General features: G+C 71.6%; 26 protein-coding genes. 11 read left to right on the forward strand and 15 right to left on the reverse strand.

The window, feature by feature from the left end; genetic code table 11:
- Positions 1-130: 130 nt before the first annotated feature.
- Positions 131-973 carry a SigB/SigF/SigG family RNA polymerase sigma factor gene (locus tag MDN94_RS34210; protein WP_482729850.1) on the forward strand — a complete coding sequence of 281 codons (843 nt, stop codon included), beginning with the start codon at positions 131-133 and terminating at the stop codon, positions 971-973.
- On the opposite strand, the gene MDN94_RS34215 is transcribed toward MDN94_RS34210, so the two are convergent.
- Together MDN94_RS34215 and MDN94_RS34220 are read right to left on the reverse strand one after the other, a co-directional pair.
- Positions 936-1,388, reverse strand: a complete 453-nt coding sequence (locus MDN94_RS34215; RefSeq protein WP_482729700.1) for an ATP-binding protein — start codon at positions 1,386-1,388, stop codon at positions 936-938. The two genes, MDN94_RS34210 and MDN94_RS34215, sit on opposite strands and share 38 nt — an antisense overlap.
- Before the next feature lie 13 nt (positions 1,389-1,401).
- Entirely contained in the window at positions 1,402-1,800 is a 399-nt protein-coding gene (locus MDN94_RS34220) for an STAS domain-containing protein (protein WP_482729701.1), read from the reverse strand.
- A 337-nt stretch (positions 1,801-2,137) separates the two neighbouring features.
- On the opposite strand from MDN94_RS34220, the gene MDN94_RS34225 reads away from it, so the two are divergent.
- The 4 genes from MDN94_RS34225 (at position 2,138) to MDN94_RS34240 (ending at position 4,805) form a co-directional block, all read left to right on the forward strand.
- On the forward strand, positions 2,138-2,833 hold the full coding sequence (locus tag MDN94_RS34225; protein ID WP_482729702.1) for a nucleotidyltransferase family protein: 696 nt from the start codon (positions 2,138-2,140) through the stop codon (positions 2,831-2,833).
- Positions 2,820-3,074, forward strand: a complete 255-nt coding sequence (locus MDN94_RS34230) for a BON domain-containing protein (protein ID WP_482729703.1) — start codon at positions 2,820-2,822, stop codon at positions 3,072-3,074. The genes MDN94_RS34225 and MDN94_RS34230 overlap by 14 nt, the downstream gene beginning before the upstream one ends.
- Positions 3,071-3,823: a metallophosphoesterase family protein gene (locus MDN94_RS34235; protein ID WP_482729704.1), complete on the forward strand. Its 753-nt coding sequence runs from the start codon at positions 3,071-3,073 to the stop codon at positions 3,821-3,823. Before MDN94_RS34230 ends, MDN94_RS34235 begins: the two co-directional genes overlap by 4 nt.
- A 163-nt stretch (positions 3,824-3,986) precedes the next feature.
- A complete protein-coding gene (locus MDN94_RS34240) occupies positions 3,987-4,805 on the forward strand; it encodes a SigB/SigF/SigG family RNA polymerase sigma factor (protein ID WP_482729705.1) in 819 nt (272 codons plus the stop codon).
- Here MDN94_RS34240 and MDN94_RS34245 read toward each other — a convergent pair.
- Positions 4,786-5,952 carry a PAS domain-containing protein gene (locus MDN94_RS34245; protein ID WP_482729706.1) on the reverse strand — a complete coding sequence of 389 codons (1,167 nt, stop codon included), beginning with the start codon at positions 5,950-5,952 and terminating at the stop codon, positions 4,786-4,788. The genes MDN94_RS34240 and MDN94_RS34245 overlap by 20 nt on opposite strands.
- Before the next feature lie 119 nt (positions 5,953-6,071).
- Here MDN94_RS34245 and MDN94_RS34250 point away from each other — a divergent pair, with 119 nt between their 5' ends.
- On the forward strand, positions 6,072-6,764 hold the full coding sequence (locus tag MDN94_RS34250) for an ANTAR domain-containing response regulator (protein ID WP_482729707.1): 693 nt from the start codon (positions 6,072-6,074) through the stop codon (positions 6,762-6,764).
- Positions 6,765-6,819: 55 nt separating this feature from the next.
- Positions 6,820-8,067: a cytochrome P450 gene (locus MDN94_RS34255; protein ID WP_482729708.1), complete on the forward strand. Its 1,248-nt coding sequence runs from the start codon at positions 6,820-6,822 to the stop codon at positions 8,065-8,067.
- Positions 8,068-8,121: 54 nt separating this feature from the next.
- Here MDN94_RS34255 and MDN94_RS34260 read toward each other — a convergent pair whose 3' ends face one another.
- The 5 genes from MDN94_RS34260 to MDN94_RS34280 all read right to left on the reverse strand — a co-directional run bounded on the left by MDN94_RS34260 (position 8,122) and on the right by MDN94_RS34280 (position 11,764).
- Positions 8,122-9,324 (reverse strand): FUSC family protein, encoded by a 1,203-nt coding sequence (locus MDN94_RS34260; protein WP_482729851.1) that lies wholly within the window; start codon positions 9,322-9,324, stop codon positions 8,122-8,124.
- 99 nt (positions 9,325-9,423) lie between these two features.
- Positions 9,424-9,669: a DUF5133 domain-containing protein gene (locus MDN94_RS34265; RefSeq protein ID WP_482729709.1), complete on the reverse strand. Its 246-nt coding sequence runs from the start codon at positions 9,667-9,669 to the stop codon at positions 9,424-9,426.
- 195 nt (positions 9,670-9,864) lie between these two features.
- Positions 9,865-10,878, reverse strand: coding sequence for an iron-containing redox enzyme family protein (locus MDN94_RS34270; protein ID WP_482729710.1), 1,014 nt, complete (start codon positions 10,876-10,878; stop codon positions 9,865-9,867).
- 3 nt (positions 10,879-10,881) lie between these two features.
- A complete protein-coding gene (locus MDN94_RS34275) occupies positions 10,882-11,028 on the reverse strand; it encodes a CDGSH iron-sulfur domain-containing protein (protein WP_364596112.1) in 147 nt (48 codons plus the stop codon).
- Positions 11,029-11,080: 52 nt separating this feature from the next.
- A complete protein-coding gene (locus MDN94_RS34280) occupies positions 11,081-11,764 on the reverse strand; it encodes a HemK2/MTQ2 family protein methyltransferase (protein WP_482729711.1) in 684 nt (227 codons plus the stop codon).
- 176 nt (positions 11,765-11,940) lie between these two features.
- On the opposite strand from MDN94_RS34280, the gene MDN94_RS34285 reads away from it, so the two are divergent.
- On the forward strand, positions 11,941-12,978 hold the full coding sequence (locus MDN94_RS34285; RefSeq protein WP_482729712.1) for an NAD-dependent epimerase/dehydratase family protein: 1,038 nt from the start codon (positions 11,941-11,943) through the stop codon (positions 12,976-12,978).
- Positions 12,979-13,174: 196 nt separating this feature from the next.
- Here MDN94_RS34285 and MDN94_RS34290 read toward each other — a convergent pair whose 3' ends face one another.
- From MDN94_RS34290 to MDN94_RS34300, 3 genes are all read right to left on the reverse strand, one after another.
- Positions 13,175-13,855, reverse strand: coding sequence for an HAD family hydrolase (locus tag MDN94_RS34290; protein WP_482729713.1), 681 nt, complete (start codon positions 13,853-13,855; stop codon positions 13,175-13,177).
- A 23-nt stretch (positions 13,856-13,878) separates the two neighbouring features.
- Entirely contained in the window at positions 13,879-14,700 is an 822-nt protein-coding gene (locus MDN94_RS34295; protein WP_482729852.1) for a VOC family protein, read from the reverse strand.
- Between the two features lie 317 nt (positions 14,701-15,017).
- Positions 15,018-15,722: a type 1 glutamine amidotransferase domain-containing protein gene (locus MDN94_RS34300; protein ID WP_482729714.1), complete on the reverse strand. Its 705-nt coding sequence runs from the start codon at positions 15,720-15,722 to the stop codon at positions 15,018-15,020.
- Positions 15,723-15,841: 119 nt separating this feature from the next.
- On the opposite strand from MDN94_RS34300, the gene MDN94_RS34305 reads away from it, so the two are divergent.
- A complete protein-coding gene (locus MDN94_RS34305; protein ID WP_482729715.1) occupies positions 15,842-16,747 on the forward strand; it encodes a LysR family transcriptional regulator in 906 nt (301 codons plus the stop codon).
- A gap of 165 nt (positions 16,748-16,912) precedes the next feature.
- Positions 16,913-17,722 (forward strand): SAM-dependent methyltransferase, encoded by an 810-nt coding sequence (locus MDN94_RS34310; RefSeq protein WP_482729853.1) that lies wholly within the window; start codon positions 16,913-16,915, stop codon positions 17,720-17,722.
- A 135-nt stretch (positions 17,723-17,857) separates the two neighbouring features.
- Here MDN94_RS34310 and MDN94_RS34315 read toward each other — a convergent pair whose 3' ends face one another.
- Both MDN94_RS34315 and MDN94_RS34320 read right to left on the reverse strand, forming a co-directional pair.
- A complete protein-coding gene (locus MDN94_RS34315) occupies positions 17,858-18,760 on the reverse strand; it encodes a helix-turn-helix domain-containing protein (RefSeq protein ID WP_482729716.1) in 903 nt (300 codons plus the stop codon).
- A gap of 90 nt (positions 18,761-18,850) precedes the next feature.
- Entirely contained in the window at positions 18,851-19,090 is a 240-nt protein-coding gene (locus tag MDN94_RS34320) for a DUF397 domain-containing protein (protein WP_482729717.1), read from the reverse strand.
- A gap of 213 nt (positions 19,091-19,303) precedes the next feature.
- On the opposite strand from MDN94_RS34320, the gene MDN94_RS34325 reads away from it, so the two are divergent.
- Positions 19,304-19,789 (forward strand): ATP-binding protein, encoded by a 486-nt coding sequence (locus tag MDN94_RS34325; protein WP_482729718.1) that lies wholly within the window; start codon positions 19,304-19,306, stop codon positions 19,787-19,789.
- A 97-nt stretch (positions 19,790-19,886) separates the two neighbouring features.
- Here MDN94_RS34325 and MDN94_RS34330 read toward each other — a convergent pair whose 3' ends face one another.
- Both MDN94_RS34330 and MDN94_RS34335 read right to left on the reverse strand, forming a co-directional pair.
- Positions 19,887-22,304, reverse strand: a complete 2,418-nt coding sequence (locus tag MDN94_RS34330) for a glycoside hydrolase family 65 protein (RefSeq protein ID WP_482729719.1) — start codon at positions 22,302-22,304, stop codon at positions 19,887-19,889.
- A gap of 2 nt (positions 22,305-22,306) precedes the next feature.
- Positions 22,307-23,197: an HAD family hydrolase gene (locus tag MDN94_RS34335; protein ID WP_482729720.1), complete on the reverse strand. Its 891-nt coding sequence runs from the start codon at positions 23,195-23,197 to the stop codon at positions 22,307-22,309.
- Between the last annotated feature and the right edge of the window lie 84 nt (positions 23,198-23,281).

A 23,281-nucleotide genomic window follows, 5' to 3' on the forward strand; every position in this document is an offset into this window, starting at 1 on the left:
TCCCGCTGCACCCGACAGCGCCGGCCTCCGCCCCGTCGAAGGAGCCTCGATGTCCGACTCGACCCACACCCGGCGATCCGTCCGCGGTGGAACCCCCGGATCAGCCGGCGGCCCGGAGCCGATCCTCGCGATGGACGGGCGCGCCGTTCCCGACGGCCTCCCCGAGATCCCCGACCCTCGGGCCGTCAGTCCCATGGACGCCCGCGCGCTGTCGACCACGCTGTTCGCCCGGCTCACGGACCTCGAAGAGGGCACCCCGGAGTACTCGTACGTCCGCAACACACTTGTGGAACTCAATCTGAGCCTCGTCAAGTTCGCGGCGCTCCGGTTCGCCAACCGGGCCGAACCGATGGAGGACATCATCCAGGTCGGCACGATCGGTCTGATCAAGGCGATCAACCGCTTCGACCTGGACCGCGAGGTCGAGTTCGCCTCGTTCGCCCTCCCGACCGTGATCGGTGAGATCAAACGGTTCTTCAGGGACTCCAGCTGGTCGGTGCGGGTGCCGCGCCGGCTTCAGGAGCTGCGGATCGACCTCGCCAAGGCGCTCGACGTCCTGGAGCAGCGGCTGGGACGCAGGCCCACCACCGCCGAGCTGGCGGCGTACCTGCACGTAAGCGAAGAGGAGGTGCTCGAAGGGGAGCGGGCGTCCAACGGCTACACCGCGCAGTCCCTCGACGCCACGGTGAACGACGAGGACGTGTCGAACACCGTCACCAGGCGCCTCGGCATCGACGACCCGGCCTTCGACATCATCGACTCCCTCGAGGCGCTCAAGCCCCTCATCGCCATGCTGGACGAGCGCGACAGACTGATCCTTTCGCTGCGCTTCCGCGAGGAGCTGACGCAGTCGGAGATCGGCGAGCGCCTGGGCATCTCCCAGATGCACGTGTCGAGGCTGCTGGCACGCATCCTCGAGAAGCTGCGAGCCGGGATCATGGACGACTCGTCCGCTGTCCCCGTGCGGGACTGAGCCGCACCTCCAGCCAGACGACCTTCCCCGTGCCACGGGGCTCCGAGCCCCAGCTGTGCGCCAGCCGCTCCATGATGAGCAGCCCGTGGCCGCCCGGCCGGGAGAGGTCGTTCTGCACCTTGCGCCGGGGGCGGCGCGGGTCGGCGTCGGCCACCTCTACCCGCAGCCACCCGGCGGACCTGCTGAGCACCAGTTCCTCGGGTCCGCCCGCGTGCAGACAGGCATTCGTCACCAGCTCGGACACGAGCAGCAGTACGTCCTCCACGACGTCGCTGGGTCCTTCGGGGCCGGCCGCCGTCCACCCCCAGTCGGCGAGCGCCTGCTCGGTGAAGTCACGACACCGGCTGACGACCCCTTTCGTGCCGAACAGCGCCAGTCGGCGGGTCTGCCCGTGCCCTCCGGGGCCCGTGGTCATCAGGCCTCCTCCGTCAGGTCGACGGCTCGTCGGCCAGCGCTTCCTCCACGCCGGCGTGCACCCGGAACACCGCATGCGCCCCCGTGATCTCGAACATGCGCGCCACAGGGGGCCGCAGGCCCGCGAGTTCCACCCGTGCGTCCGTTTCCTGGGCGGCCAATCGCCCGTGCAGCAGGACGTTCAGCCCGGTGGAGTCGCAGAAATCGAGGCCTGCGCAGTCGACGAGGATCCGCTTGGCGCCCTTGCGCAGATGCTCCTCCACGGCCTCCCGCAAGGGTTCGGCCGTGTCGTGGTCGAGCTCACCGCTCAGGGAGAGCACGGCGGTGTCGCCCCGCCGTGCGGCGGCGACGCCGAACCGCTCACCTCCGGCGGCGGATTCCTCCCCCGGCGGCCTGGTGGCTCGCGAGACCATGGGCCCCAGCCTCCTCGACACTCGTACCGGCATTCCGACTGCTGCCGCATTGCTCGGCAGCGGCCACCCGCGATCGTGCGGGTACCCGCCGAGGGCGGTGCCACACCGCCGTCCCGCCGCCTCGGGACAGCCGCCTCTCGAAGAGCGGCGCAGCGGGGCCGCGGTGGGGCGCCGGGTCCCTGTCCGCCGGGCGGCCCGGCGGACAGGGACCGGCCGGGGACGGATCAATTACCGTCGATGGGGTACCTGTCGTGTCCTCACGACGTCTGCGGACAGCGGGAGCAGCGGGAAAACAGGCCAACGGCCTCCGAGACCGACCCAGGACGGAGAACCGGCGATGAACCACCCCCAGGACACGGCCCGGCCGGGAACTCTGCCCCGAGCCTCCGGGCCCGGCGGAGCGCTCGACGCGGTCGCCGCCGTCCAGCCGGCCGCGAGCGCCCCGGACGACCTGCCTCAGGACCACACCCAGGCGATCCTCCAGGCGACGAAGCAGGTGGGCGCACTGCTCAAGGCGTCGGGGTACCCCTTCGCCCTGGTGGGCAGCGTCGCGGCCTACGCGCACGGAGTGCCCATCCGGCTGCAGCACGACTCCGACTTCTGCCTCCGCAGGGAAGACGCGGAAGGCGTCGTCCGAACCCTCGTCGAAGGGGGGATCCAGGTCGTCTCCCCGCCGGAGGACTGGCTGGTGAAGGCCAGAGCGGGTGGCGAGCAGATCGACCTGATCTTCGAGCTGGCCCACCGCCCCGTCACCAAGGAGATGCTCGACCGGGCCGAGATCCTGCCGGTCGACTCGGTACACATGCCGGTGCTCGCCCCGTCCGACCTGCTGGAGAGCCGGCTCGCGGCGCTGTCCGAGCACCACTGCGACTTCGGCGCGCTGCTGCCGATCGCCCGGGCGCTGCGCGAGCGGGTCGACTGGGACCGGCTGCGCCGCGAACACTCCTCCTCGCCGATGCCGGACGCGTTCCTGTATCTGCTGGAGCGGCTGGACGTCATCCCGCCGCGGGAGGTGCCACATGAAGGAACCTGAGGCTTCCGAGTACCGGATCGCGCGTCTGCGTGAACGTCTCGCGGACGAGGAGATCTCGGAACTGGGCGTGCAGATCGACATGCGCGGCGGATACGTGCACCTGTGGGGCACCGTGTCCACGGCCGCGTGCAGGAGCGAGATCCTGCGTATCGCAGAGACCGAACTCGGCGGGCTGCCGGTGCGGGCCGACCTCTCGGTCGCCGTCGCCACGGCCCCCGAACGGCCCGAGGAGCTCGAGTGATCCGTGTTGCTGCCGTGGGGGACATCCATCTGGCGTCCGACAGCCGGGGGCTGCTGCGCCCCGCCTGGGAGACGCTCGGCGACCGTGCCGACATGCTGCTGCTGGCGGGCGACCTGACCCGCCACGGCACCGTCGAGGAGGCGCGGGTGGTGGCCGACGAGATCGAGGGGCTGCCCGTACCGGTCGTCGCCGTGCTGGGGAACCACGACTACCACAGTGATCTTCAGGACGAGGTGACGGCCGTGCTGGAGCGCGCCGGTGCGACCGTCCTCGAAGGCGAGGGCACCGTGCTCGACGTCGGCGGCACGAAGGTCGGCATCGCCGGTACGAAAGGCTTCGGAGGCGGCTTCGCGGGCCGCAACGCGGGTGAGTTCGGCGAGCCGGAGATGAGGTCCTTCGTCCGCTACAGCCGCCGGTGCGCGGCCGATCTGGCGCGCTCCCTGCTCGATCTGCGGGAACAGGGCTGCGAGGTCCTCATCGCCCTCACGCACTTCTCACCGGTCCCCGACACGCTCGCCGGGGAGCCACTGGAGATCTACCCGTTCCTGGGCACGTACCTCCTCGCTGAGGCGGTCGACGAGGCGGAGGCGGACCTGGCGGTGCACGGTCACGCCCACATGGGCACCGAGCACGGGATGACCGCCGGCGGCGTCAAGGTGCGCAATGTCGCGCAACCGGTCATCGGCCACGCCTTCGCCGTGTACCACCTCCCCGTCGACGCGCGGATCGACGTTCCTGCCGTCGGCTGAGAGGTTTTGGCGGCACACGCCCGGGCAGGTGCGTGTTGTGCTTCGGACAGCAGGCACGCCCCGTGGGAGCGGATGCTCCGGGTGCGTCAAGCCCCTGTCCGTGTCCCCGGGTGACTCGTTTTTCCGGCATAGCAGCCCCCACATCCCAGGGAGTCGCGACATCATGCCCACGTTCGCTCACACCAAGCACTCTCACTCCGACGCCCCCGACACAGCGGCCGCCTTCCGCAGGCTGGCGGAACTCGAGGAAGGGCCCGACCGGCAGGAGGTACGCCAGGAGATCGTGTCCGCCTGGCTGCCGATGGCCGAACGGATCGCCGGCCGGTTCCGCAACCGCGGCGAGTCCATCGAGGACCTTCAGCAGGTCGCCGCTCTCGGCCTGGTCAAGGCGGTCGACCGGTACGACCCCTCACGCGGCGCGTTCGAGAGCTTCGCGGTGCCCACCGTCGTGGGCGAGGTGAAGCGGCACTTCCGCGACCACATGTGGGCCCTGCACGTGCCGCGCCGCGTCCAGGACCTGCGCAACCGGGTCCGGTTCGCCCGCCAGGACCTGGTGCAGACCGTCTCTGGGCGCGCCCCGACGGTCGCGGAGATCGCCGAACGCGCCGGCGTGTCCGAGGAGGACGCGCTGGTCGGCCTGGAGGCTCTGGAGAGCTTCACGGCGCTGTCCCTCGACGCGGAACTCCCGGGCGCCGACGACGGCTACTCGCTGAGCGACACGCTGGGTGCGGCCGATCCGGCCATCGACGTGCTCGTGGACCGGGAGGCGGTGAAGCCGGGACTGCGCAAGCTGCCCGAGCGTGAACAGAACATCCTCTACATGCGCTTCTTCCGCGACATGACCCAGAGCAGCATCGCCCAGACGCTGGGCATCTCCCAGATGCACGTGTCCCGGCTGATCAGCCGCAGCTGCGACCAACTGCGCAACGAGGTCATGCGGGACGAGACCGTGCACGAGGACGTCATGCGGCGCGCCGCATAGCCAGCGCGACATGCCGCGAGACGACGTCGACGGTCCGGGCGTGCGCCATCGAGAACGGGGGCGTGCCTCCGCTGCGGAACAGCGACAGCACCCCGAGGACCCTGCCCCCTGCCTCACCGCGTTCCTGGACGGGCACGCACAGCAGGGACGTCACGTCGGCCTGGACGAGGACGGAGTCCCCGTCGGCGTCACGGCCGAAGCAGTCGAGGTGCTCCGGGCGCACCTGGAGCAGCGAGGATCCCTCGCCGGCGCAGTCGACGACGATCGGACAGTCGGCCGGGTCCTGCGCAGCCATCCGTGCCGCCAGCGCGGCCGCCTCGTCGTCGGCCGGGCCCTGTACGGCGATACGCCGCAGACCGGCGCCGGTGACGAGGTCGGCGACGGCCCAGTCCGCGCCGTGGGCGGCGAGGACCGCCGCGGCCGCGCCGAGCGCGGCTTCCGGTTCGCCGCCGGGGGCGCGCAGCAGGGCGGTGGTCATACTGTCCAGGAGGTCCATCTGGGCCGCGTGCGCGGCGGCTTCCGCGAGGTCGGGGGCGGTGGCGCGGCGCAGCCTGGTCCCCGGCGGGCCGGGGGTGCCGCCTTCGGGCCGGTCGTGGTCCCTGTCGGACTGCAGGACCATGAGCACGGCGGGGTGCGGCTCGTTCGGCGGGCGCAGGGCGGTGAGTGTGGCCCGCAACGGCTCTTCCGGACGCTTCTGGAGATGCACGCGCAGACTGCGCGGCCCCTCTCCCCTGGCGACGGCGGCCGCCTGCGTGCGCAGGGCGCCGCGGTCGCCGGGGCGCAGCAGTCTGGACAGCGGCCGGCCGGCGGCGAAGCCGGCCCGTACGCCGGTGAGGTCCGTGGCGGCGAGGTTCATCCGGCGGACGACCGTGTCACCCCCGATGAGGGCCACGGGCAGCGGCAGCCGCTGGAAGAGGGCCCGGAGCAGTTGGAGTTCGGTGCGGTCCGCCGACGCCCGGGCCGGCCCCTGTGCCGCCAGGCGTTCGTACTTGGGCCACAGGGTCTCCGAAACGTGCTGGAGTTCGAACAGGGCCGCGTCCAGAAGGGTCTGCTGCTCGTCCGGCGGCAGCCCTCGCGCGGCTCTCAGCTCAGCCACCCGGCGGACGAAATCCTCGAGGTCGCCGCCGAACTCATCGCTCTGCGCCATGGGAGAAAGTTATCCGACCGAGCGGCGGCGCAATGCGACGACCAGGAGTTCGGCACGAGACGCCGGGGGTTTGTGGTGCGAGGGGGCGGGCAGCCGCACCCGCGGAAGGAGGACACGCAATGCTGCCCCCGACGGACCTGACCGTGGGACCCGCCGCCGGCGCCCGCGAGCTCTCGGACTTCACGGAAGCGGCGATGCGCTGCGTGGAGCCCTGCTGCGGCGCCGCGACCACGGTGACCGACGGCTCGGCCGAGCGCCGTGCCGCCGCCACCCACCCCGATCTGACGACGCTGATCTCCGTCGAGCTCGACTCGGGCGAGGGCCCGACCTCGAGCGCCCTGGACACCGGCGAGCCCGTCGCGGCCATCGACCTGCTGGACGAGGAACGCTGGCCCGACTACCGCGCCGCAGCCCTGGAGTCGGGTATCCGCTCCAGCGTCACGATGCCTTTCCGGCGCAGCGAGGTGGAGGTGACCCTGAGTCTCTACAGCTTCCACCCCGGGGCGTTCGCCCGTCTGGCGCATCATCCGGTGGTCGTGCTGGGCGAGCAGTTCGCCCAGGGACTGGTGCGTGACCACTTCTACCGGGCGGCTCTCGCCCAGGTGAACCAGCTCGAGACGGCGCTCGACTCACGCGCCGTCATCGACCAGGCCAGCGGCATCCTGATGCATGCCCTGGGCTGCGGCCCGGCCGAGGCCTTCGACGTCCTGCGGCGCTTCTCGCAGCGGACCAACCGCAAGCTGAGCGAAGTGGCGGCGGAGATCGTGCGCAGCAGGGGCCGCAGTCTGCGGGGGCAGCACCACCGGCAGTGACCACATCGGGGCGAATGAGGGCATTTCGCAGTAGCGGCGGGGAACCCTTCTCCGCATGGAACTACGCGAGATCCTTCGCCCCGACGCCACCGTGCCCGCGCTTCTCGAGGGGTACGCCTGGCTTCCCGACCTGTTGCGGCGCAACGGCGGCGCCCCCGTGCGGACGCGGCTCATGGGGCGCCCGGCGATCGCCCTGCACGGCCTCGACGCGGTGCCCTTCTTCTACGACGAGCAGCACATCGCACGCCGTTCCGCGCTGCCGGCGCCCGTCCTGGACACGCTCTTCGGCCGGGGAGCGGTGCACACCCTCGACGGCTCGGCGCACCGGGCCCGCAAGGCGCTGTTCGTCTCGCTCCTCAAGGACGCGCAGGGCGTCGACGCCCTTGCCGGACAGGCCGTGAAGGAGTGGGACACCGCCGTCGCCGAGTGGGCACACCGGCCGAGGATCGAACTGTTCACAGAGGCGAGTGTGCTGATCACCCGCGCCGTCTGCGACTGGGCGGGAGTGCCCCGCGGGGAGGACGACGGCCGGGCGACGGCGCGCGACCTGGTGGCGATGGTCGACGGCTTCGCCACCGCGGGTCCGCGGCACTGGCGCGCCCGGAAGGCCCGTACCCGCCAGGAGGAGCGGCTCGGCGCCCTGATCGAAGAGATCCGCCGGAGCGGGACGGAGAGTTCCGACGCGGCGCTGCACGCTGTGGCACTTCACCGCGACGACGACATGTTGCTGGACCCGCACACCGCCGCGGTCGAGGTGCTCAACATCATCCGGCCGACGGCAGCGGTGGCCTGGTTCATGGCGTTCGCCGCGCACGCCATGAACCGATGGCCGCGGCAGCGGAAGCTGCTGCGGGACGGCGGCCCCGACCAAGCGGAAGCGTTCGCCCATGAGGTTCGCCGTTTCTATCCGTTCGCCCCGTTCCTGGGCGGTGTCGCGGTGCGGGACCTCGAGTGGCGGGGCGAGCGGATCGCCGAGGGCATGCTCGTGCTGCTCGACGTCTACGGCCACCATCACGATCCGGAGCTCTGGCCCGACCCGTACGTCTTCGAGCCGGCGCGGTTCGCCGACGGCGGGCCGGCCGGAGCGGACCTGCTCGTCCCGCAGGGCGGCGGCGACTCGGGGAGCGGCCACCGGTGCCCGGGCGAGGACATCACCGTGGCGCTGCTGAAGGCCTTGGTACCACAGCTGGCGCGGCTGGAATACGGTGTTCCGCCGCAGGACATGTCGATCCCGCTGCGGCGGATCCCCACCCGCCCGGTCGACGGTTTCCTGTTGGCGCCCCGCCCGCCGGCCGCCGGCTGACGCACCGCACGGCGGCGGGGCGGCGGGCCCGGGCCGCCGCCCCGCCGCGTCGGATCAGGGGATCCGGCGGCGCGGTGTCCTGCCCCACAGCCAGTCGCGGAGGGCGGACAACCGCGGGCGCTTCTCCCGCCGTTCCCGGGTGTGGCGGTCGAGCTCCTCCATGAGACGCCGTGACCGGTGGTCCATGTCCAGCTCGTCGAGGATGCGGTCGATCTCGGTCAGCAGCGCGCCGTGCAACTGCCAGTCGCGCGGCTGTCGCTGAACGCCCTTGAGCAGCAGATCGGCGGCGTTGTCGCGGCTGGCACGGGCGGCGGCGAGCTCCCCGGTGAGCCGCTCCTCCGCGGCGTCGGCGCTCTCGCTGGTCTGTGTGGTGACGAGGACGGCGAAGCTCACCAGCGTGTCCGCGACGTGCGAGAGGAGCTCCTCGAGTGCGACACCGACCTCGTGGGAGAACAGCTCCTCCTCCCGTCGTTCCTTGGCGAGGTCGGTGATGGTGCGGGCCAGCACCCGCAGAACGACGGCGCAGATCTCCAGGGTGTCGAGGCCGGTTCGGAGCACGATGCGGTGCAACAGGCCTTCCTTGACCCGGGGATTGAAGCGGAGGCTGTCCTCGGCCTGGCGCAGCGCCGCGTCCACGTCCGCGATGTCGTTGTCGAGCCTGCGCGCCTCGTGGAGCCGGGCCGCCGCCCGCTCGACCGGGGTCGGACTCGTCAGCTCCTCACCGATCCGCAGGAGCAGCCGTCGCATGCGGCGCCCGAGGTCCTCGATCGACTCCCCGGCGGCCTCCACCCATACCGGCGGAACGAAAAGCACGTTGAAGAGGAGCCCCACGACGGCGCCGATGAGCGTCTCGAGTACCCGGTCCCACGCGGCGCTGCCCACCTGGGTCACGCCGAGCACGAGCATCGCGCTGATCGCGACCTCGGGGAGGAACTCGTCGACCCGCACGAATCTGCCGACGACCAGCGAGGCCAGGATGATCAACCCGAGGCTCCACCAGGTCAGGCCCACGAGCGCGCTGAAGCCGATGGCGATGAGGACACCGACGACAACGGAGTTCACCCGGCGAACGCCGGTGGTGAGCGTGGAGTAGAGAGTGACCTGGACGACCAGCAGCGCCGTCAGGGGCGCGGTGAGCGGGGCGACCGGACTGTCGAGCACCTGCACGGCGACCACGTACGAGATGGTCGCCGCCGCGGTCGATCGCACCGTCTGCACGACGGCCGGATCCTTGCTCCAGCTGGCCATGCGGGCCATCGGCGCTCGCAGCCTCGTGCGGGCCTCAACCTCAGACACCTTCGTCCTTCCCCGCTCCCTCGTCCAAACCCGTGCGTGCCGGTCTGTCCGGGATCCCCCTCAGCGCCCGCCGGATGCCGCGCCCTCGCCGACGACCGGTGCGGCCGACCGGATCCGGCGGCCCACATAGGTCTCGGCCGCCAGGAGCGCGTCGCGGGCCGTGCGCTCGCACATGAGCACACACAATGTGTAGGCGGTGTCCTCGAACCGTCTCCGCGCGGAGTCGTCGTGGGGAGCGGCGAGGACGTAATGTTCCTGCGCCCGGTAGCGGGCAATCAGCCTGGTGATCACACTCACGTCGGGCATCAGCATCATGGTCTCCCGGTGTATGCGGCCCCCTGACACGGCGGAGCGAGGTCCGTCCGGTGCCTCATTGTGAACCGGAGCGGTCCTGTCCGCCACACAGCTGGCTACTGTAGGTAGTCGCTGGTATGGAGGGGTCACGGCACGCCGGGACGGAGCGTTCACCGCCGCCGGGCCGGTTCTCACAATTGCCAGGTCTCACAGCGGTGTCCGCAGGCTTGTGGCGCCGTTCCGCCAGGCGGCCATGAGCCGGTCCCCGAGGAGATCCTCCAGGCACGTCGTGGCCGCTATACCGAAAGCCACGTCGGACGCGAGCGAGGGTTCGTCGGCCAGCAGTCCACCGATGACGTCGCGGCGCACGATCTGTTCGTGCACGGCGTCGGCGGTGACGTGCTCCGCGTAGAAGTGCTCGGCCGCGGGCCCGGCACCGGTACGGCGCATCGCCTCGGCGAGCCTGCGCGAACCGGGTGAGGACGTCACCTCGACGGTGGCGAAGTGCCCCACCAGAGCGCCCCGGTGGGCGCGGTGCAGCCCGAGGAGCGACATCAGGTTGACGTTCGCCAGCATCTCCGCGGGGGCGGCGTCGAGGTACCGGCCGTAAGACGGGTCGAGACCGAGGTCGGTCATCAGCCCGGCGAAGAGCCGGGCGTGCACCCGCTCGGCGCGTCCGCCGCCGAACTCGTCGAACTCGACCGCGACGAAGGCGGCTTTGGCCCTGCCCTGGAGCCGTGGGATCACCCAGGCGTGCGGGTCGGCCTCCTTGAGGTGGTAAAGGGAGCGCAGGGCGGCGTACTCGCGCAGGTGCCAGAGCCGGCCCTCGTCCTTGAGGAAGTACGACACTCCGGTGCCGTCCACCGGTTCGACGAGCAGCTCTTCCAGCGCCTCGTACACGTCCGTGTGGCCTGCGACCCGCCTGCGGAGCGCCTCGAGGAAGCGCCGCTCCATTGCCGCGCGCAGCGCGAGCAGCCCCGGGTCCCACTCCCAGGCCGGGTCGACACCGGCGAAGCCCCGGTAGTGCAGCTCGTAACTGACGTAGAGGGCCAGTTGCAGGTCGTCACCGAAGGGGTCGGCGCTCTCCGTGGCGCCGGGGTCCGGCAGCGGCGCACCGGCCGGGTCCCGCAGGGCATGCAGCACCCCGTGCGACAGTTCGCCCCGTGCGTCCGGCAGTTCGCCCTCCAGGGCCGCTTCCGTGGCCGTGACCGTGTCCGTCATCGTTCACCTCCTGCCCCGTCGGCGGTGACTGGTGTCGCACCAGGGGTACGTCCGGCTGCGCCGGCACGTGCACAGCGCGACGGTGAACCGGTCGGACCGCACCGTGGTCCCGTCGTCGAGAACGACCTCCACGGGGCCCTCCACCAGCATCGGGCCCTCCCGGGTCACCGTCACACGGCAGGGCTCCGGGGCCGTTCGGTCCTCATGCTCGATCGGCACGGATGATCACCAGCTCTTCCTTGTCCTCGCCGGGAGCGATCAGCCCCCGCCACTCGAGCCACTTCCTGCGCGAACGCAGGACGGGCCCGAAGGGAACGAGACGACGCTCCACGACGGCGGCGTCCAGGCCGGCGTCCTGCAGCCGTTCCAGGGTCGCTCCGACCCCGCTGAGCGCCGAGTGCACCATCAGCAGGGCTCCCGACGGCTTCAGCAGCTCCGCGGCACCGTCGCAGATCCGGTCCAGGACGGCTCTGCCGTCGTGGCCCGCGTCCCAGGCCACGGCCGCGCCGCGCCGTGGCGGGCGGGCGTGAGGTGCGGGCACGTAGGGCGGGTTGCACACGATCAGGTCGAAGCGCCGGCCCATGGCCGGGTCCAGCAGGTCACCGTGCAGGACGCGCACCCGGCGGTGCGCGAGCAGCGCGTTGACGCGGGTGGCGGCGACGGCCCGCCATGAGCTGTCGACAGCCGTCACACGGGCGCCGCGCCGGGCGGCCGTGAGGGCCAGCGCCCCGGCCCCGGTGCCCACGTCGAGTACCTCGGCACCCGGCCTCAGCGGTTCACGCTCGAGCGCGTCCGCGAGCAGAAACGTGTCGCTCTGCGGGGCGTACACACCTGGGGCGAGCACCATCGCGGCCCCGCCCCGGTCCACTCCCGGCAGACTGGTCATTCCCGACTCCCTCGGCAGACTGTGCCGGCGTACCGCCGGCCGGTGGTTTCTTGATCCCGTAGCCCGGCTTTTGATCCCGTGTGCCCAGCACCGCGCGTTTCATCCGTTTCGGTCCGCGTCCGCCGGGGACCCGGGCAGCAGCCGGCCGGTGATCCGGGAACCCCACGGAGTGGCTGATGAGCGTGAAGACAGGACTGCGGGTGGTGGTCACCGGGGCCACCGGAAACGTGGGCACGAGCGTGGTGCGGGCGCTCGCCGAGGACTCGCGGATCGCGTCGGTCCTCGGCCTCGCCCGGCGCGTCCCCGACCTGGACATCTCGCGGACGTCCTGGGCGGCCGTCGACCTGGCCCGCGAGGACGCCGGCGAAGGGCTCGTGCGCCATCTCGAGGGCGCCGACGCCGTGATCCATCTGGCATGGCGCTTCCAGCCGACGCACTCCCCCGCCACGACCTGGCAGACCAACGTCCTCGGGTCGCTGCGGCTCTTCGACGCCGTGGCCGCGGCGCAGGTCCCGGCGCTGATCCACGCCTCGTCGGTCGGCGCCTACGCGCCGGGGCCGAAGACCGGTCCCGGGGTCGGCGAGTCGTGGCCCACGCACGGCTGGCCGGAGGCGGCCTACTGCCTCGAGAAGTCCTATCTGGAGCGGGCGCTCGACGCCTTCGAACTGCGGCACACCGGGATCCGCGTGGCACGGATGCGTCCGGCGTTCATGTTCAAGGAGACCTCGGCCAGCGAGCAGCGCCGGATCTTCGCCGGCAAGTTCCTGCCGGGACCGCTGATCAGGCCGGGGCTGCTGCCCTTCGTGCCCGACATCGAGGGACTGCGCTTCCAGGCGCTGCACACCGACGACGCCGCGCACGCGTATCTCCTCGCCGTCCTCCTCGACGCGCGCGGGGCCTTCAACCTCGCCGCCGAGCCGGTCGTCGACGCGCAGACCCTCGGTGAGCTGCTCAAGGCCCGCGTGGTGCGGGTCCCTCGGCAGGCCGCGCACGCCGTGGTGTCGGCCGCATGGGGACTGCGCGCCGTTCCGGCGTCGCCGCAGCTGTTCGACGCGCTGCTGCGGATGCCGGTGATGAGCACGGCCCGGGCCAGGGAAGAGTTGGACTGGCAGCCGCGGCACACGGCCACGGCGGCGCTGGAGGAATTCCTGCGCGGCGTCCGCAAGGGCTCCGGCGAGCGGACGGCGCCGTTGGTCGGCCACCGGGCGCACTGAGCGCGGCGTCCGCCGCCGGTCCTGACCGGGCCACCGAGGCCCGCCCCGGCCCGCGCGCGGCCCGCAGACCGAACAGCCCTCGCACGCCGTGCACGCCGGCCGCGCCACGGAGCACCCCGCGCGTGGTTTCCATGCCCCGCAGGAGTGCCGCGCACGCAGCGGCCCCGGCCGACGCACACGGAAAGACCCCGGCGGCCTAACGGCCGGACGGCTCCAGCAGGTCGGCGAACGGGCCCGTGCCGATCCGCGCCAGCAGATCCGCCGGATCGTCGAAGACCGCCGCAGCGCCGGCCGCCTCCAGGGCGGTACGCGGGATCCCGCCGCACAGCAGCGCGACGCACCGCACCCCCGCCCGGGACGCGGCCTGCATGTCCCACACGGTGTCGCCGACGAACACGGCGCGGTCGGCCGGGACCCCGGCCAGTTCCAGCGCGTGTTCGACGGGGTCGGGGGCGGGCTTGCCCTCCGTCACGTCGTCGGCGCCAGCGATCGCGGAGATGGCGTCGTCCGCGTCGACGGCCCGCCGGAGCGCCGCGAGCTCCGATCCGCCGGCCGAGCTCGCGAGCACCACGGTCCAGCCGTCGCCCGCCAGGGCGCGCAGCAGGTCTCCCGCCTGGTCGAACGCCGGCAGCCGGTCGGAGTACGTCCCGTAGAGGGCCTTGTGGGCGGCCTTGATCGCCTCGTCCTGCGCGGTGTCGCGGTCGTCGCCGAGCACGTGCTCCACCAGGTCCTGGCCGGCCAGCCCGACGGAGCGGTGGATGTGGTCCATGGTCACGTGGTGGCCCGCCTGCCGGAAGGCCTCCCACCAGCAGACGACATGGAGATGGTTGGTGTCGGCCAGCGTCCCGTCGACGTCGAACACAGCGGCGCGGTCCATGTCTGCAGGTCCTTCCCCAGGTGCTACTGCGGTACGGCGTTGTCCGTGGCGGTCACGTTGAAGATGGCGCCGTCGGGATCACGCAGGGTGACCTCGGCGCCGTGAGGGGTGGTGCGCTCGGCGAGGACGGTGCCACCGTGCCGGTCGGCCGTACGCACCGTCTCCTCGAGGTTCTTCACCGCGAAGTGCACGTGCCAGCGGGGATGCAGCAGGGGGTTCGTCGCGGTGCCGTCCGCTCCGGAGGTGAGTCTGGCGAGCACCCGTCCCTCGCGGTGCAGCACGACCGCGCCTTCCAGGTAGCTGACCTCGCAGCAGCCGGCCCGGTCGGACGCCCAGTCGAACACCTCGCCGTAGAAGATCGCCGACTCGAAGGCGTCCTTGGCCAGCAGCCGGATCCACGCGGGCGCCTTGTCACGCCAGGCGGGCCAGTCCCGCATCAGTTCGCCCTCCCAGAGGCCGAAGACGGCGCCGTCGCGGTCCGCCGCGAGTACGCCGCGCCCCATGGACAGGGTCAGCGGCCCCACCGCCACGGTGCCGCTGCGTTCCCGGATGCGACTCGCGGTCCGGTCGGCGTCCTCCACGGCGAAGTAGGGGGTCCAGGCGACGGCGACGGTCAGCGCGGGTGCCAGCGCGCCGATCCCGGCGACCGGCGAACCGTCGACCACGGCGACTCTGAACTGGTCGCCCAGTCTTCCCTTGCGGAACTTCCAGCCGAGCACGGCCCCGTAGAAGTCCTGGGCTGCCTGCAGGTCACGAGCCATGAGGCTGACCCAGCAGGGCGCGCCGAACACCGCGGCGGAGGCGGCAGCGGCGGCGGTCACGGTCGGGGTCGAGTTCTCGTTCATCACCATGTCCGGCGGTCGTGGGCGGTTCACGCGGGCCGGTTCCATGGTGCTCCCCCGGGCGGCCTCCGGCCAACGCGGTCGTCACATTCCGTGGGCGAATAGGAGCATTCAGTCACCCGGTCCGGCTGTGCTTTCGTGACTCGAGTGCCCTGGTGACGGCCATCCGTAACGCCGGAGCGGCGGCAGCGTCGGGAATCCGTACGGGGCGCTGCGCCTCCCGGGCGTGGCGGGTGGGCCGGCCGGCCTCGGGGCGGACAGGGCAAAGGCCCCGGCCGGGGAAACCGGGCCGGGGCCTTTCGCGGGAACGGAGAACCGGGTCAGCGGCGTGCCAGCGCCTCGACCACCTGCTGCGCCGTGTCGGCGCTCGACTGCGGGTTCTGGCCGGTGACGAGGTTGCCGTCGACGACGACCCGGCTCGTCCACGCCTCGCCCGGCCGGACGACGGCGCCCAGTTCGCGCAGGCGCGACTCGACCAGGTACGGCGACTTGTCGCCGAGGCCGCCCTGATGCTCCTCCTCGTCGCTGAACGTCGTCATCTCGCGCCCGGAGAAGGCGAAGGAGCCGTCCTCGCCGACCGCGCTGAGCAGCGCGGCCGGGCCGTGGCAGAGCGCCGCGACGATCTTGCCCTGGGCGTCGGCGTCGGTCAGCAGCCGGCCGAGGTCGGCGCTGAAGGCGAGGTCGGCCATCGGGCCGTGCCCGCCCGGGATGTACACCGCGTCGTAGTCGCCGGCCGACACCGTGGAGAGATCGGTGGGCCTGGCCAGTTCGGCGTCGATGGCGTCCAGGTAGGCGCGGAACCTCTTTGCGTCGGCCTCCTGGACGCCGCCGCGCTCGTCGAGGCTGATGGCGTCCACGGTCGGCCGGACGCCGCCCGGGGTCGCGATGACCACGTCGTGGCCCGCCTTCAGGAGCACCTCGTGGGAGGCGGCCAGTTCCTCGGCCCAGTAGCCGGTGGGGTGGCTGGTGCCGTCGGACAGCTTGAGGCTGTCGGCGCCGGAAACGACCATGAGGATCTTCGACATGGAGCAGTCCTTACGTGGCTCGGGTGTCTTGCTGTTGGACAGGGACAACCCCAGCTTTGTCCCCGGATCATCCGCGGGCATCATGAGCGTCATAACTTCTCTTATGGAACGAGGGTTGCGTGCCCGGACTCGATCTGCTGTCCACCTTCGTGGAGATCTACCGTTGCGGGTCGATCTCCGCCGCGGCCGAGCGCCTCGGGCTCACCCAGCCGGCGGTGAGCGGACAGCTGGCCAGGCTGGAGGACCAACTGGGTGAGCAGCTGTTCGTCCGCTCCCGCAAGGGCGTCACCCCCACCGCGCACGCGGCCGATCTCGCCGCCCGCGTCGGCACGCACCTGGACGAGTTGCGGGCGGCGCTCGAACCGTCGCGAGCAGGGGCGGCGCATGTGGGGACCGTGCGGATCGCCGGTCCGGGCGAGCTGATGGCCATGCGTGTCCTGCCCACGCTCGCGCCGCTGACGTCCAGGGGGCTGCGGATCCATGTGACGCTGGGTCTCGCTCGGGACCTGCTCGCCGCCCTCACGGAGGGACACGTGGAGTTGGTGGTGTCCGCCATAAGGCCGACGCAGCAGGACATCGTGGCCACGCCGCTCATCGACGAGGAGTTCGTCCTCGTCGGCGCGCCGTCCCTGGCCCGCAGCGTCGACGGCGCGCGGCTGGCCGGCGACCCGGTGGACGCCCTCGCGCATCTCCCGCTGGTCGGCTACGCGGACGACCTGCCCATCGTCCGCCGCTACTGGCTGAGTGAGTTCGCGCGTCGGCCGCCGAACCCCATTTCCGTGATCGTCCCGGACCTGCGCGCCGTTCTGGCCGCCGTGGTCGCGGGCGCGGGGGTGAGCGCCCTCCCCCGTTATCTCGCCGAGCCGGCCCTTTCCGCGGGCTCCGTCGAACTGCTCCACGAACCCGCCGCGCCGCCGCTCAACACGCTCTACCTGGCGACCAGGGCCGGGGCCCTCGTCCATCCGCCCCTGGCGCTCGTCCACGACCACCTCCGCACCCGCGCGCACTCGTGGGGCACGCTTTGACCGGCGCAACGCCTGGCGAGGGTGGGGCGGTCGGGACGGAGCGCCATGGCCGAATGCCGACGTACCGGAGCGCTGCCCCCGCTGTCCACCTGTACTGCCGTGCGGGGTCTCCCTAGCATGTGGCTCCCACAGAACCGGATCTCCATCGACGCGGGTGAGGACTGGATGCAGAGTTCGTGGCGCCCCGACGCCATCGACACCAAAGTGCCCAGCGTGGCACGTATGTACGACTACTTGCTGGGGGGCGACGACAACTACCAGTCGGACCGCGAAGCTTGCGAAGAACTTCTGAAGCAGGTCCCCAGCTCGAAGACACTAGCCGTCAACAACCGCCGCTTCCTGCGGCGTGTCGTGCGGATGCTGGCGGCCGATTACGGCATCCGCCAGTTCATCGACCACGGATCCGGTCTGCCGACCCAGGACAACGTCCACCAGGTCGCGCAGTCGGTCGATCCGGCGTCCAGGGTCGTCTACGTCGACAACGACCCCATCGTGCTCGCGCACGGGCGGGCCCTGCTCGACGAGAACGACCGCACCACGGTCATCCAGGCCGACATGCGCGACACCGACGATATTTTCGGCCACGAGGAGACGCGGCGGCTGATCGATTTCAGCCAGCCTGTCGCGGCGCTCTTCGTATCGGTGATGCACTGCATCCCGGACGAGGACGACCCGGCCGGCATCGTGCGCCGGGTCGCGGAACGACTCGCCCCTGGCAGCTTCCTGGTCGTCTGCCAACTGGTGAGCGACCGGCCGGAGATCCGCAAGTTCGTCACCGACTTCATGGCGCAGGCCACGGACAACCACTGGGGCCGGGTCCGCGAGGAGCACGAGGTCGCCGCCTACCTGGACGGCATGGAGATACTGGAGCCAGGACTGGTGGAGGTCTCCACCTGGCGACCCGACAACGATCTGGCACCGGTGCAGCAGACCGACGAGTGGATCGAGTGGGGCGGGGTCGCGCGCATCTCGTAGCGACACGGCACCTTGCGCGGGCGGCGGCCCGGCGACCCGGCTCGAAGGAGCGCCCGGCCGGGCCACGCGGCACGGGCTTCGAAGGCGCGCACACCGAAGGCAGGACCACCGGACCGCGGTCGAACCCTCCGACCGTCAGAGGCTTTTGATGCGCTGCTGGAGCAGTTCCAGCGACTGCTTGGGAGTGAGGGCGCACGCGCCCAGCCGGTCGAGCATGTCACGGTACTGCTCGACGGCCTGCGGCTTCTGGGAGAAGGTGCTGTCGGTCAGGTGCTCGATGTAGACCGCGTCCTTCAGGTCGCTCAGCGCGAAACGCAGGTAGGTCACGCCCGTCCCGACACCGACGGAGGCCGTCACCTCCAGCGGCGCGACCTGCAGGGTCACCCGGGGCCGCTCCATCATCCCGACCAGGTACAGCAGTTGCTCGCGCATCACGTGCGGTCCGCCCACCGTGCGCATCAGCACGGACTCGTCGATGACGGCCCACAGGCGCGGCGCCTCCGGTGTGTCGAGCTGCCGCTGGCGTTCCTGACGCAGTTCGACCCGGCGCCGCACATCGTGCGTCAGGAGGTGCCCCGGCCCTGACCGGACGACCGCCTCGGCGTACGCGGCGGTCTGGAGCAGACCGGGCACATAGAACGGCTCGTAGGTACGGATTGTCGCCGCGGCGCCCTCCAGGGCGACCAGCGGCTCGAAGAAGTCGGAGAGGACGTCGCTGAAGGAGCGCCACCAGTCGGTCTGGCGGGACTGCGTCACCAGCCGCATGAACTCATCGACCTGCTCCTGTGCCCCGACGCCGTACAGATTCAGCAGTGCCATCGCGTCGGCCGGCTTGCAGCCGTGGCGGCCCAGCTCGATCCGGCTGGTCTTGGAACGCGAGAAACCCAGCCGGGCGTCGACGTCCGCAGGGTCCAGCCCGGCGTTCACCCGCAGTTGGCGCAATTTGCCACCCAGGATCAGCCTGAGGGCGGTCGGGTTGTTCTCGACCGCTCCCAGCGGCCGGACGAACAACGACGGACTCGGTTCGACTGCAGCCATCAGGCGCTCCTGCGGAGGAATAGGGACGACGACAGTATCCAGCACTCGCGTGGCGAGGCCATGGGGAAGTCGCCCACTCAACGAGTGTTTTCAGCCGATTACCGCATCGAAACCACCCTCACGGGCTCCCGCCACGAATCCCGCGAACTCGTCGCGTGTGCAGACGAGCGCCGGCCCGTGCGGGTCCCGGGAGTTCCGGATCGCGACCCGGCCGCCCGGCAGCGACGCCATCTCCACACAGTTCCCGGTGGCGTTGCTGTGACTGCTCTTGATCCACGTCACCGACTCCAGCGCACTGGCCTGCATTCCGTTGACGAACTCCACGCCCATCAACTCCTCACTGCTCGCACACGTTTGGTCCGGATCCCATCGATGCAATCCCATCTGCAATTGCATCCGCGGGTCGGCTCGACAATACTCGCCCTGCGTCTGCTGTCGAACGGCAAAGCCTGCAGGGAGACATGACCAGTGACGACTCACATGCCGGCGCTCTCGGGAACCGATGTACGGCACGGGTTCGGGAGCGGTCTCACGCAGTCTGGCGTGAAACGCCCGCCCGGCATGCCCGCCGACGCGCCGGAGTACGGCTCGGAGGAACCCGTCGTCCCCGGCGGCTTCTCCGCGTGTGGACTGGACGGCCGCCCGAGGAACGCGGCGCAGGCGAGGAGGTTCGCCGCGAACACCCTCCACGAGTGGTCCCTGCGGCCTCTGGTGGCGGACGTCGAGCTGATCGTCAGCGAGCTCGTCGGCAACGCCGTGCGGCACGCCCTGCCGCCCGCCCCGCCGAGCGCCGACGAGTACCCGGTCTGGCTCGGTCTCCTCCGCTACCGCAGCCACCTCGTCTGCGCGGTTACCGACCCCAGTCCGGCGCCGCCGCGTCTGGACCCTCCCGGCCCGGCCGCCTCGGGCGGACGCGGTCTGTTCCTGGTCAACTCGCTGAGCGACAGCTGGTCCTGGCGGCCGACACCTCCTGCGGGCAAGACCGTCTGGGCGTGCCTGCCCCTGCCGGGACAACAGGGTTCCAACTGAGCCGCATGGGCCGGCGGCACCGGCCGCCGGTGCAGAGGATCCCTACAGGGCGACGACCGTACGGCCGGACCTGTGAGCTCCGTTCGGGCGAGGCCGGTCAGGGCGAGGGCCGATGCCCGTCGTCGGGCAGCATCAGCAGCCGCGAGCCGCCCGGCTCGACCGACACCGTCCGGTCCGGGAGCCGCACCTCGATCGGTCCCCCGTCAGAGGCCGGCACGCCGATGTGCAGTTCTCCGGGCCGCATCCGCACCCGGACCCCCCAGTGGCCGTGGTAGCGGACGGAGAAGCCGTACTCGGCGAGCTGCGGTGAGTGCACGGGGTCGAACCACAGCGCCCCGCCACGGGTCTCCATCCCGGTCAGACCGCGCTGCACCAGGTCGAGGGTGCCCGCCATCGCCCCGAGGTGGATGCCCTCCTCGGTGGTGCCGCCCTGCAGATCGGCGATGTCACCCTCCAGTGCCTCCTTGACGTAGGTCCACGCGTCCTCCCGCCGCACGCGGGCCAGCACCCACCCGTGGACCAGGCCGCTCAGCGTCGAGCCGTGGCTGGTGCGCTTCAGGTAGTAGTCGACCGTCCGGTGCCAGGTCTCCTCATCGAGTACATGGCCCAACCTCCTGAAGAGACCGCTCAGTTCGACCGGCGAGAAGAGGTAGCCGAGCATCAGGACGTCGGCCTGCTTGGAGGCCTGATAGCGGTTTACGGTGTCGTTCTCGGCCTCCAGCACCCGGTCGAGACGGCGGATGTCCCCGTGCCGGGCGCGCAGGCCGTCCCAGTCGAGCTCCTCCAGGTCGCCGTAGCCGTGGAACTGGCTGATGACACCGTCGTGGAAGGGTACGTACATCCGGCGCGACACGTCCTCCCAGCGGGCGAGCTCGCCGCGGTCGAGGCCGATACGCTCGTACAGCTCGCGGCGGCGCGGCTCCGGCAGTTCGCGCACCACCTCGAGGGCGCGGGCCAGCACCCACACGGCGGTGACATTCGTGTACGCGTTGTCGTCGAGCCCCGGCAGGCAGGAGCCCGGGTACGCCTCGTGGTACTCGTCAGGACCGACCACACCGCGGATGCGGTAGCGCTCCAACTGCTCGTCGTACTGCGCGGATCCGGCCCAGAACCGGGCGATCTGGGTGAGCATCTCCGCGCCCTTGGTGTGCAGGAACTCCGCGTCGCCGCTCGCCTCGCAGTACTGCCACACGTTGTACGCGATGGCGGACCCGACATGGTGCTGAAGGCGGGAATGGTCCGGCAGCCAGCGGCCGGACCGGGGGTTGAGGTGCAGCTCCTGTGTCTCCTCGCGGCCGTCGCTGCCGCTCTGCCACGGGTACATGGCGCCGGTGTGACCGGCGTCGCGAGCCAGCACGCAGGCCTGTTCCAGCCTGCGGTACCGGTACATGAGCAGAGCCCTGGAGACCTCGGGGAAATGCAGGTTCAGATACGGCAGGACGAACAGCTCGTCCCAGAAGATGTGGCCGCGGTACGCCTCGCCGTGCAGACCCCGGGCCGGCACGCCGACGTCGAGGTCGGCCGTGTGCGGCGACAGCGTCTGCAGCACATGGAAGAGGTGCAGCCGCAGAATGCTGCCCGCCTCCCCCGGCACGTCCAGCTCACCTCTCCGCCACAGCTGCCGCCACGCCGTCCGGTGCGACTCCAGCAGTGCCTCGAAGCCCGGCGCCCGGCCCACCCGGCCGACGGCCGCGTGCAGCGGGTCGCTGATCGCGGGGTCCCGCGAGGTGTGCAGCGCGACCGTCTTGTCGACCGTCCGGGTGACACCTCCCGGGAGCGTCAACCTCAGCAACTGCACGGCACGCAGCGGTTCATGGGCGTTGCGGGCGCGTTCCTCGTCGGTGGGTTCGTCGGCGATCGTGCGGGCCGCCATGCCGATCCGGATGTCGGAGGTGATGGTGCGGCACCGCAGCCACATGGTGTCGGGCTCGCCGTCACCGGCGTTGACGTGGACGAGATGGCTGCCGTTGAGCTCCCGGTAGCGCGCCACGCCGCTGTTGGTCACCGCTCCGTCGAGCGCGGCCTCTACCTCGATGTCGCCGGACCAGCCCTCGGCCGTGAACTGGGTGCGGAGCGCGGCGAGATGGGGATCGGCCATGTGGACCAGCCGGAGCTGGCGCACGGTGAGGGCACGGCCGTCCTCGGCCACATAGCGCATTGTGCGCTCCAGGGTGCCCGACCGCAGATCGAGGCGCTGGCGGTGTTCGGCCAGTGCCGAGCTGTCCGGGGTGAACCATGCGGCGTCGCCGGCGACGCGGTAGATACGGAAGCGCAGGGGCAGCCAGTTGGGCAGGTTGACCATGTCCTCGTTCTCCACCTGCCGGCCGGCGACGGTCGAGGTGAGACGGTTGTAGCAGCCCGCCGCGTACGTGCCCGGGTAGTGCCTCTCGTCGGCGGTGCACTCGGGCGCGGCTCCCCGGGTGGCGAAGTAGCCGTTGCCGAGGGTGCACAGCGCCTCGCGCAGCCGCTCGCGCGCGGGCTCGTATCCCTCGTACGTCCAGATCCACTCGTGCATGGTCAGTCCTCCGGGGGCACTGGGGTCTCGGGCGCGGCCCGGGCTGCGTGGGGTTCCGTGGGCCCGGCCGGTTCGCCGGACCGGTCGGCGCCGGCGGGGAGCAGTTCGGCGAGGTCCCGTACGACGAGGTCCGCGCCGTGCTCGAGCAGGGCGTCGCCCGTCCCCGGGCCCGCCGTACGGTCCACGCCGATCACGAGCGCGAAACCGCCGCGTCTGCCCGCCTCGACGCCGGCCAGGGCGTCCTCCACGACGGCCGCCCGCTGCGGGGGGACGCCGAGCCGCCGGGCCGCCTCGAGGAACAGTGCCGGCTCCGGCTTTCCCGGAAGCCGCAGTCGGGCCGCCTCCGCGCCGTCGACCATGACGTCGAAACAGGGCAGGACCCCGGCCCGGGTGATCAGTTCACGCGCGTGACGGGACGCGGACACGGCCGCGAGGGGGACGGCACGGGCGCGCAGCATCCGCAGCAGTCGTGCGGTGCCCGGGTAGGCGTCGATGCCCTGCTCGCGCAGCCGCTGGGTGAACAGCTTCTCCTTGTACGCGGCGACGGCGCCCACCGTGTCCGTTCCCGGCGCGTCGTCAGCGCCCCCCTTGGGCAGCCGCAGCCCGCGTGAGGCCAGGAACGCCGCCGCCCCGTCCTGGCGCGAGCGGCCGTCGACGTGGCGCAGGTAGTCGTCCCGGACGTCGAAGGGCCGGCGGGCCGCGGGGTCGTCCGGAGGATGGGCCCGCAGGCAGGCGTCGAAGGCCGTCTTCCAGGCTGCGGCGTGGATCCGGGCGGAGTCTGTGATGACGCCGTCGGTGTCGAGAACGACTGCGTCGACGCCGCGCCAGCGGGGGCCGTTCACGGCCGCGTGTCCGGCTCTCCGCCCCGGCCGGGCGGTGCGGGGCCCACGCATGCGTTCATGTCTGTCCTCCCTGCTCGGCGGCCCCGTCGGCGCGGGCCGCCGCCGTCGCCCGGTGGAGGGAGCCACGCGTTCAAG

This window comes from Streptomyces sp. WAC00040, from assembly GCF_056835925.1.

Bases quoted from the DNA above. Each gene is read 5' to 3' on its own strand.
- MDN94_RS34210 (WP_482729850.1), top strand. From the start codon at position 131: ATGGACGGGCGCGCCGTTCCCGACGGCCTCCCCGAGATCCCCGACCCT.
- MDN94_RS34215 (WP_482729700.1), bottom strand. From the start codon at position 1,388: ATGACCACGGGCCCCGGAGGGCACGGGCAGACCCGCCGACTGGCGCTG.
- MDN94_RS34220 (WP_482729701.1), bottom strand. From the start codon at position 1,800: ATGGTCTCGCGAGCCACCAGGCCGCCGGGGGAGGAATCCGCCGCCGGA.
- MDN94_RS34225 (WP_482729702.1), top strand. From the start codon at position 2,138: ATGAACCACCCCCAGGACACGGCCCGGCCGGGAACTCTGCCCCGAGCC.
- MDN94_RS34230 (WP_482729703.1), top strand. From the start codon at position 2,820: ATGAAGGAACCTGAGGCTTCCGAGTACCGGATCGCGCGTCTGCGTGAA.
- MDN94_RS34240 (WP_482729705.1), top strand. From the start codon at position 3,987: ATGCCCACGTTCGCTCACACCAAGCACTCTCACTCCGACGCCCCCGAC.
- MDN94_RS34245 (WP_482729706.1), bottom strand. From the start codon at position 5,952: ATGGCGCAGAGCGATGAGTTCGGCGGCGACCTCGAGGATTTCGTCCGC.
- MDN94_RS34250 (WP_482729707.1), top strand. From the start codon at position 6,072: ATGCTGCCCCCGACGGACCTGACCGTGGGACCCGCCGCCGGCGCCCGC.
- MDN94_RS34255 (WP_482729708.1), top strand. From the start codon at position 6,820: ATGGAACTACGCGAGATCCTTCGCCCCGACGCCACCGTGCCCGCGCTT.
- MDN94_RS34260 (WP_482729851.1), bottom strand. From the start codon at position 9,324: ATGGCCCGCATGGCCAGCTGGAGCAAGGATCCGGCCGTCGTGCAGACG.
- MDN94_RS34265 (WP_482729709.1), bottom strand. From the start codon at position 9,669: ATGCCCGACGTGAGTGTGATCACCAGGCTGATTGCCCGCTACCGGGCG.
- MDN94_RS34270 (WP_482729710.1), bottom strand. From the start codon at position 10,878: ATGACGGACACGGTCACGGCCACGGAAGCGGCCCTGGAGGGCGAACTG.
- MDN94_RS34275 (WP_364596112.1), bottom strand. From the start codon at position 11,028: ATGCTGGTGGAGGGCCCCGTGGAGGTCGTTCTCGACGACGGGACCACG.
- MDN94_RS34280 (WP_482729711.1), bottom strand. From the start codon at position 11,764: ATGACCAGTCTGCCGGGAGTGGACCGGGGCGGGGCCGCGATGGTGCTC.
- MDN94_RS34285 (WP_482729712.1), top strand. From the start codon at position 11,941: ATGAGCGTGAAGACAGGACTGCGGGTGGTGGTCACCGGGGCCACCGGA.
- MDN94_RS34290 (WP_482729713.1), bottom strand. From the start codon at position 13,855: ATGGACCGCGCCGCTGTGTTCGACGTCGACGGGACGCTGGCCGACACC.
- MDN94_RS34295 (WP_482729852.1), bottom strand. From the start codon at position 14,700: ATGAACGAGAACTCGACCCCGACCGTGACCGCCGCCGCTGCCGCCTCC.
- MDN94_RS34300 (WP_482729714.1), bottom strand. From the start codon at position 15,722: ATGTCGAAGATCCTCATGGTCGTTTCCGGCGCCGACAGCCTCAAGCTG.
- MDN94_RS34310 (WP_482729853.1), top strand. From the start codon at position 16,913: ATGCAGAGTTCGTGGCGCCCCGACGCCATCGACACCAAAGTGCCCAGC.
- MDN94_RS34315 (WP_482729716.1), bottom strand. From the start codon at position 18,760: ATGGCTGCAGTCGAACCGAGTCCGTCGTTGTTCGTCCGGCCGCTGGGA.
- MDN94_RS34320 (WP_482729717.1), bottom strand. From the start codon at position 19,090: ATGGGCGTGGAGTTCGTCAACGGAATGCAGGCCAGTGCGCTGGAGTCG.
- MDN94_RS34330 (WP_482729719.1), bottom strand. From the start codon at position 22,304: ATGCACGAGTGGATCTGGACGTACGAGGGATACGAGCCCGCGCGCGAG.
- MDN94_RS34335 (WP_482729720.1), bottom strand. From the start codon at position 23,197: ATGCGTGGGCCCCGCACCGCCCGGCCGGGGCGGAGAGCCGGACACGCG.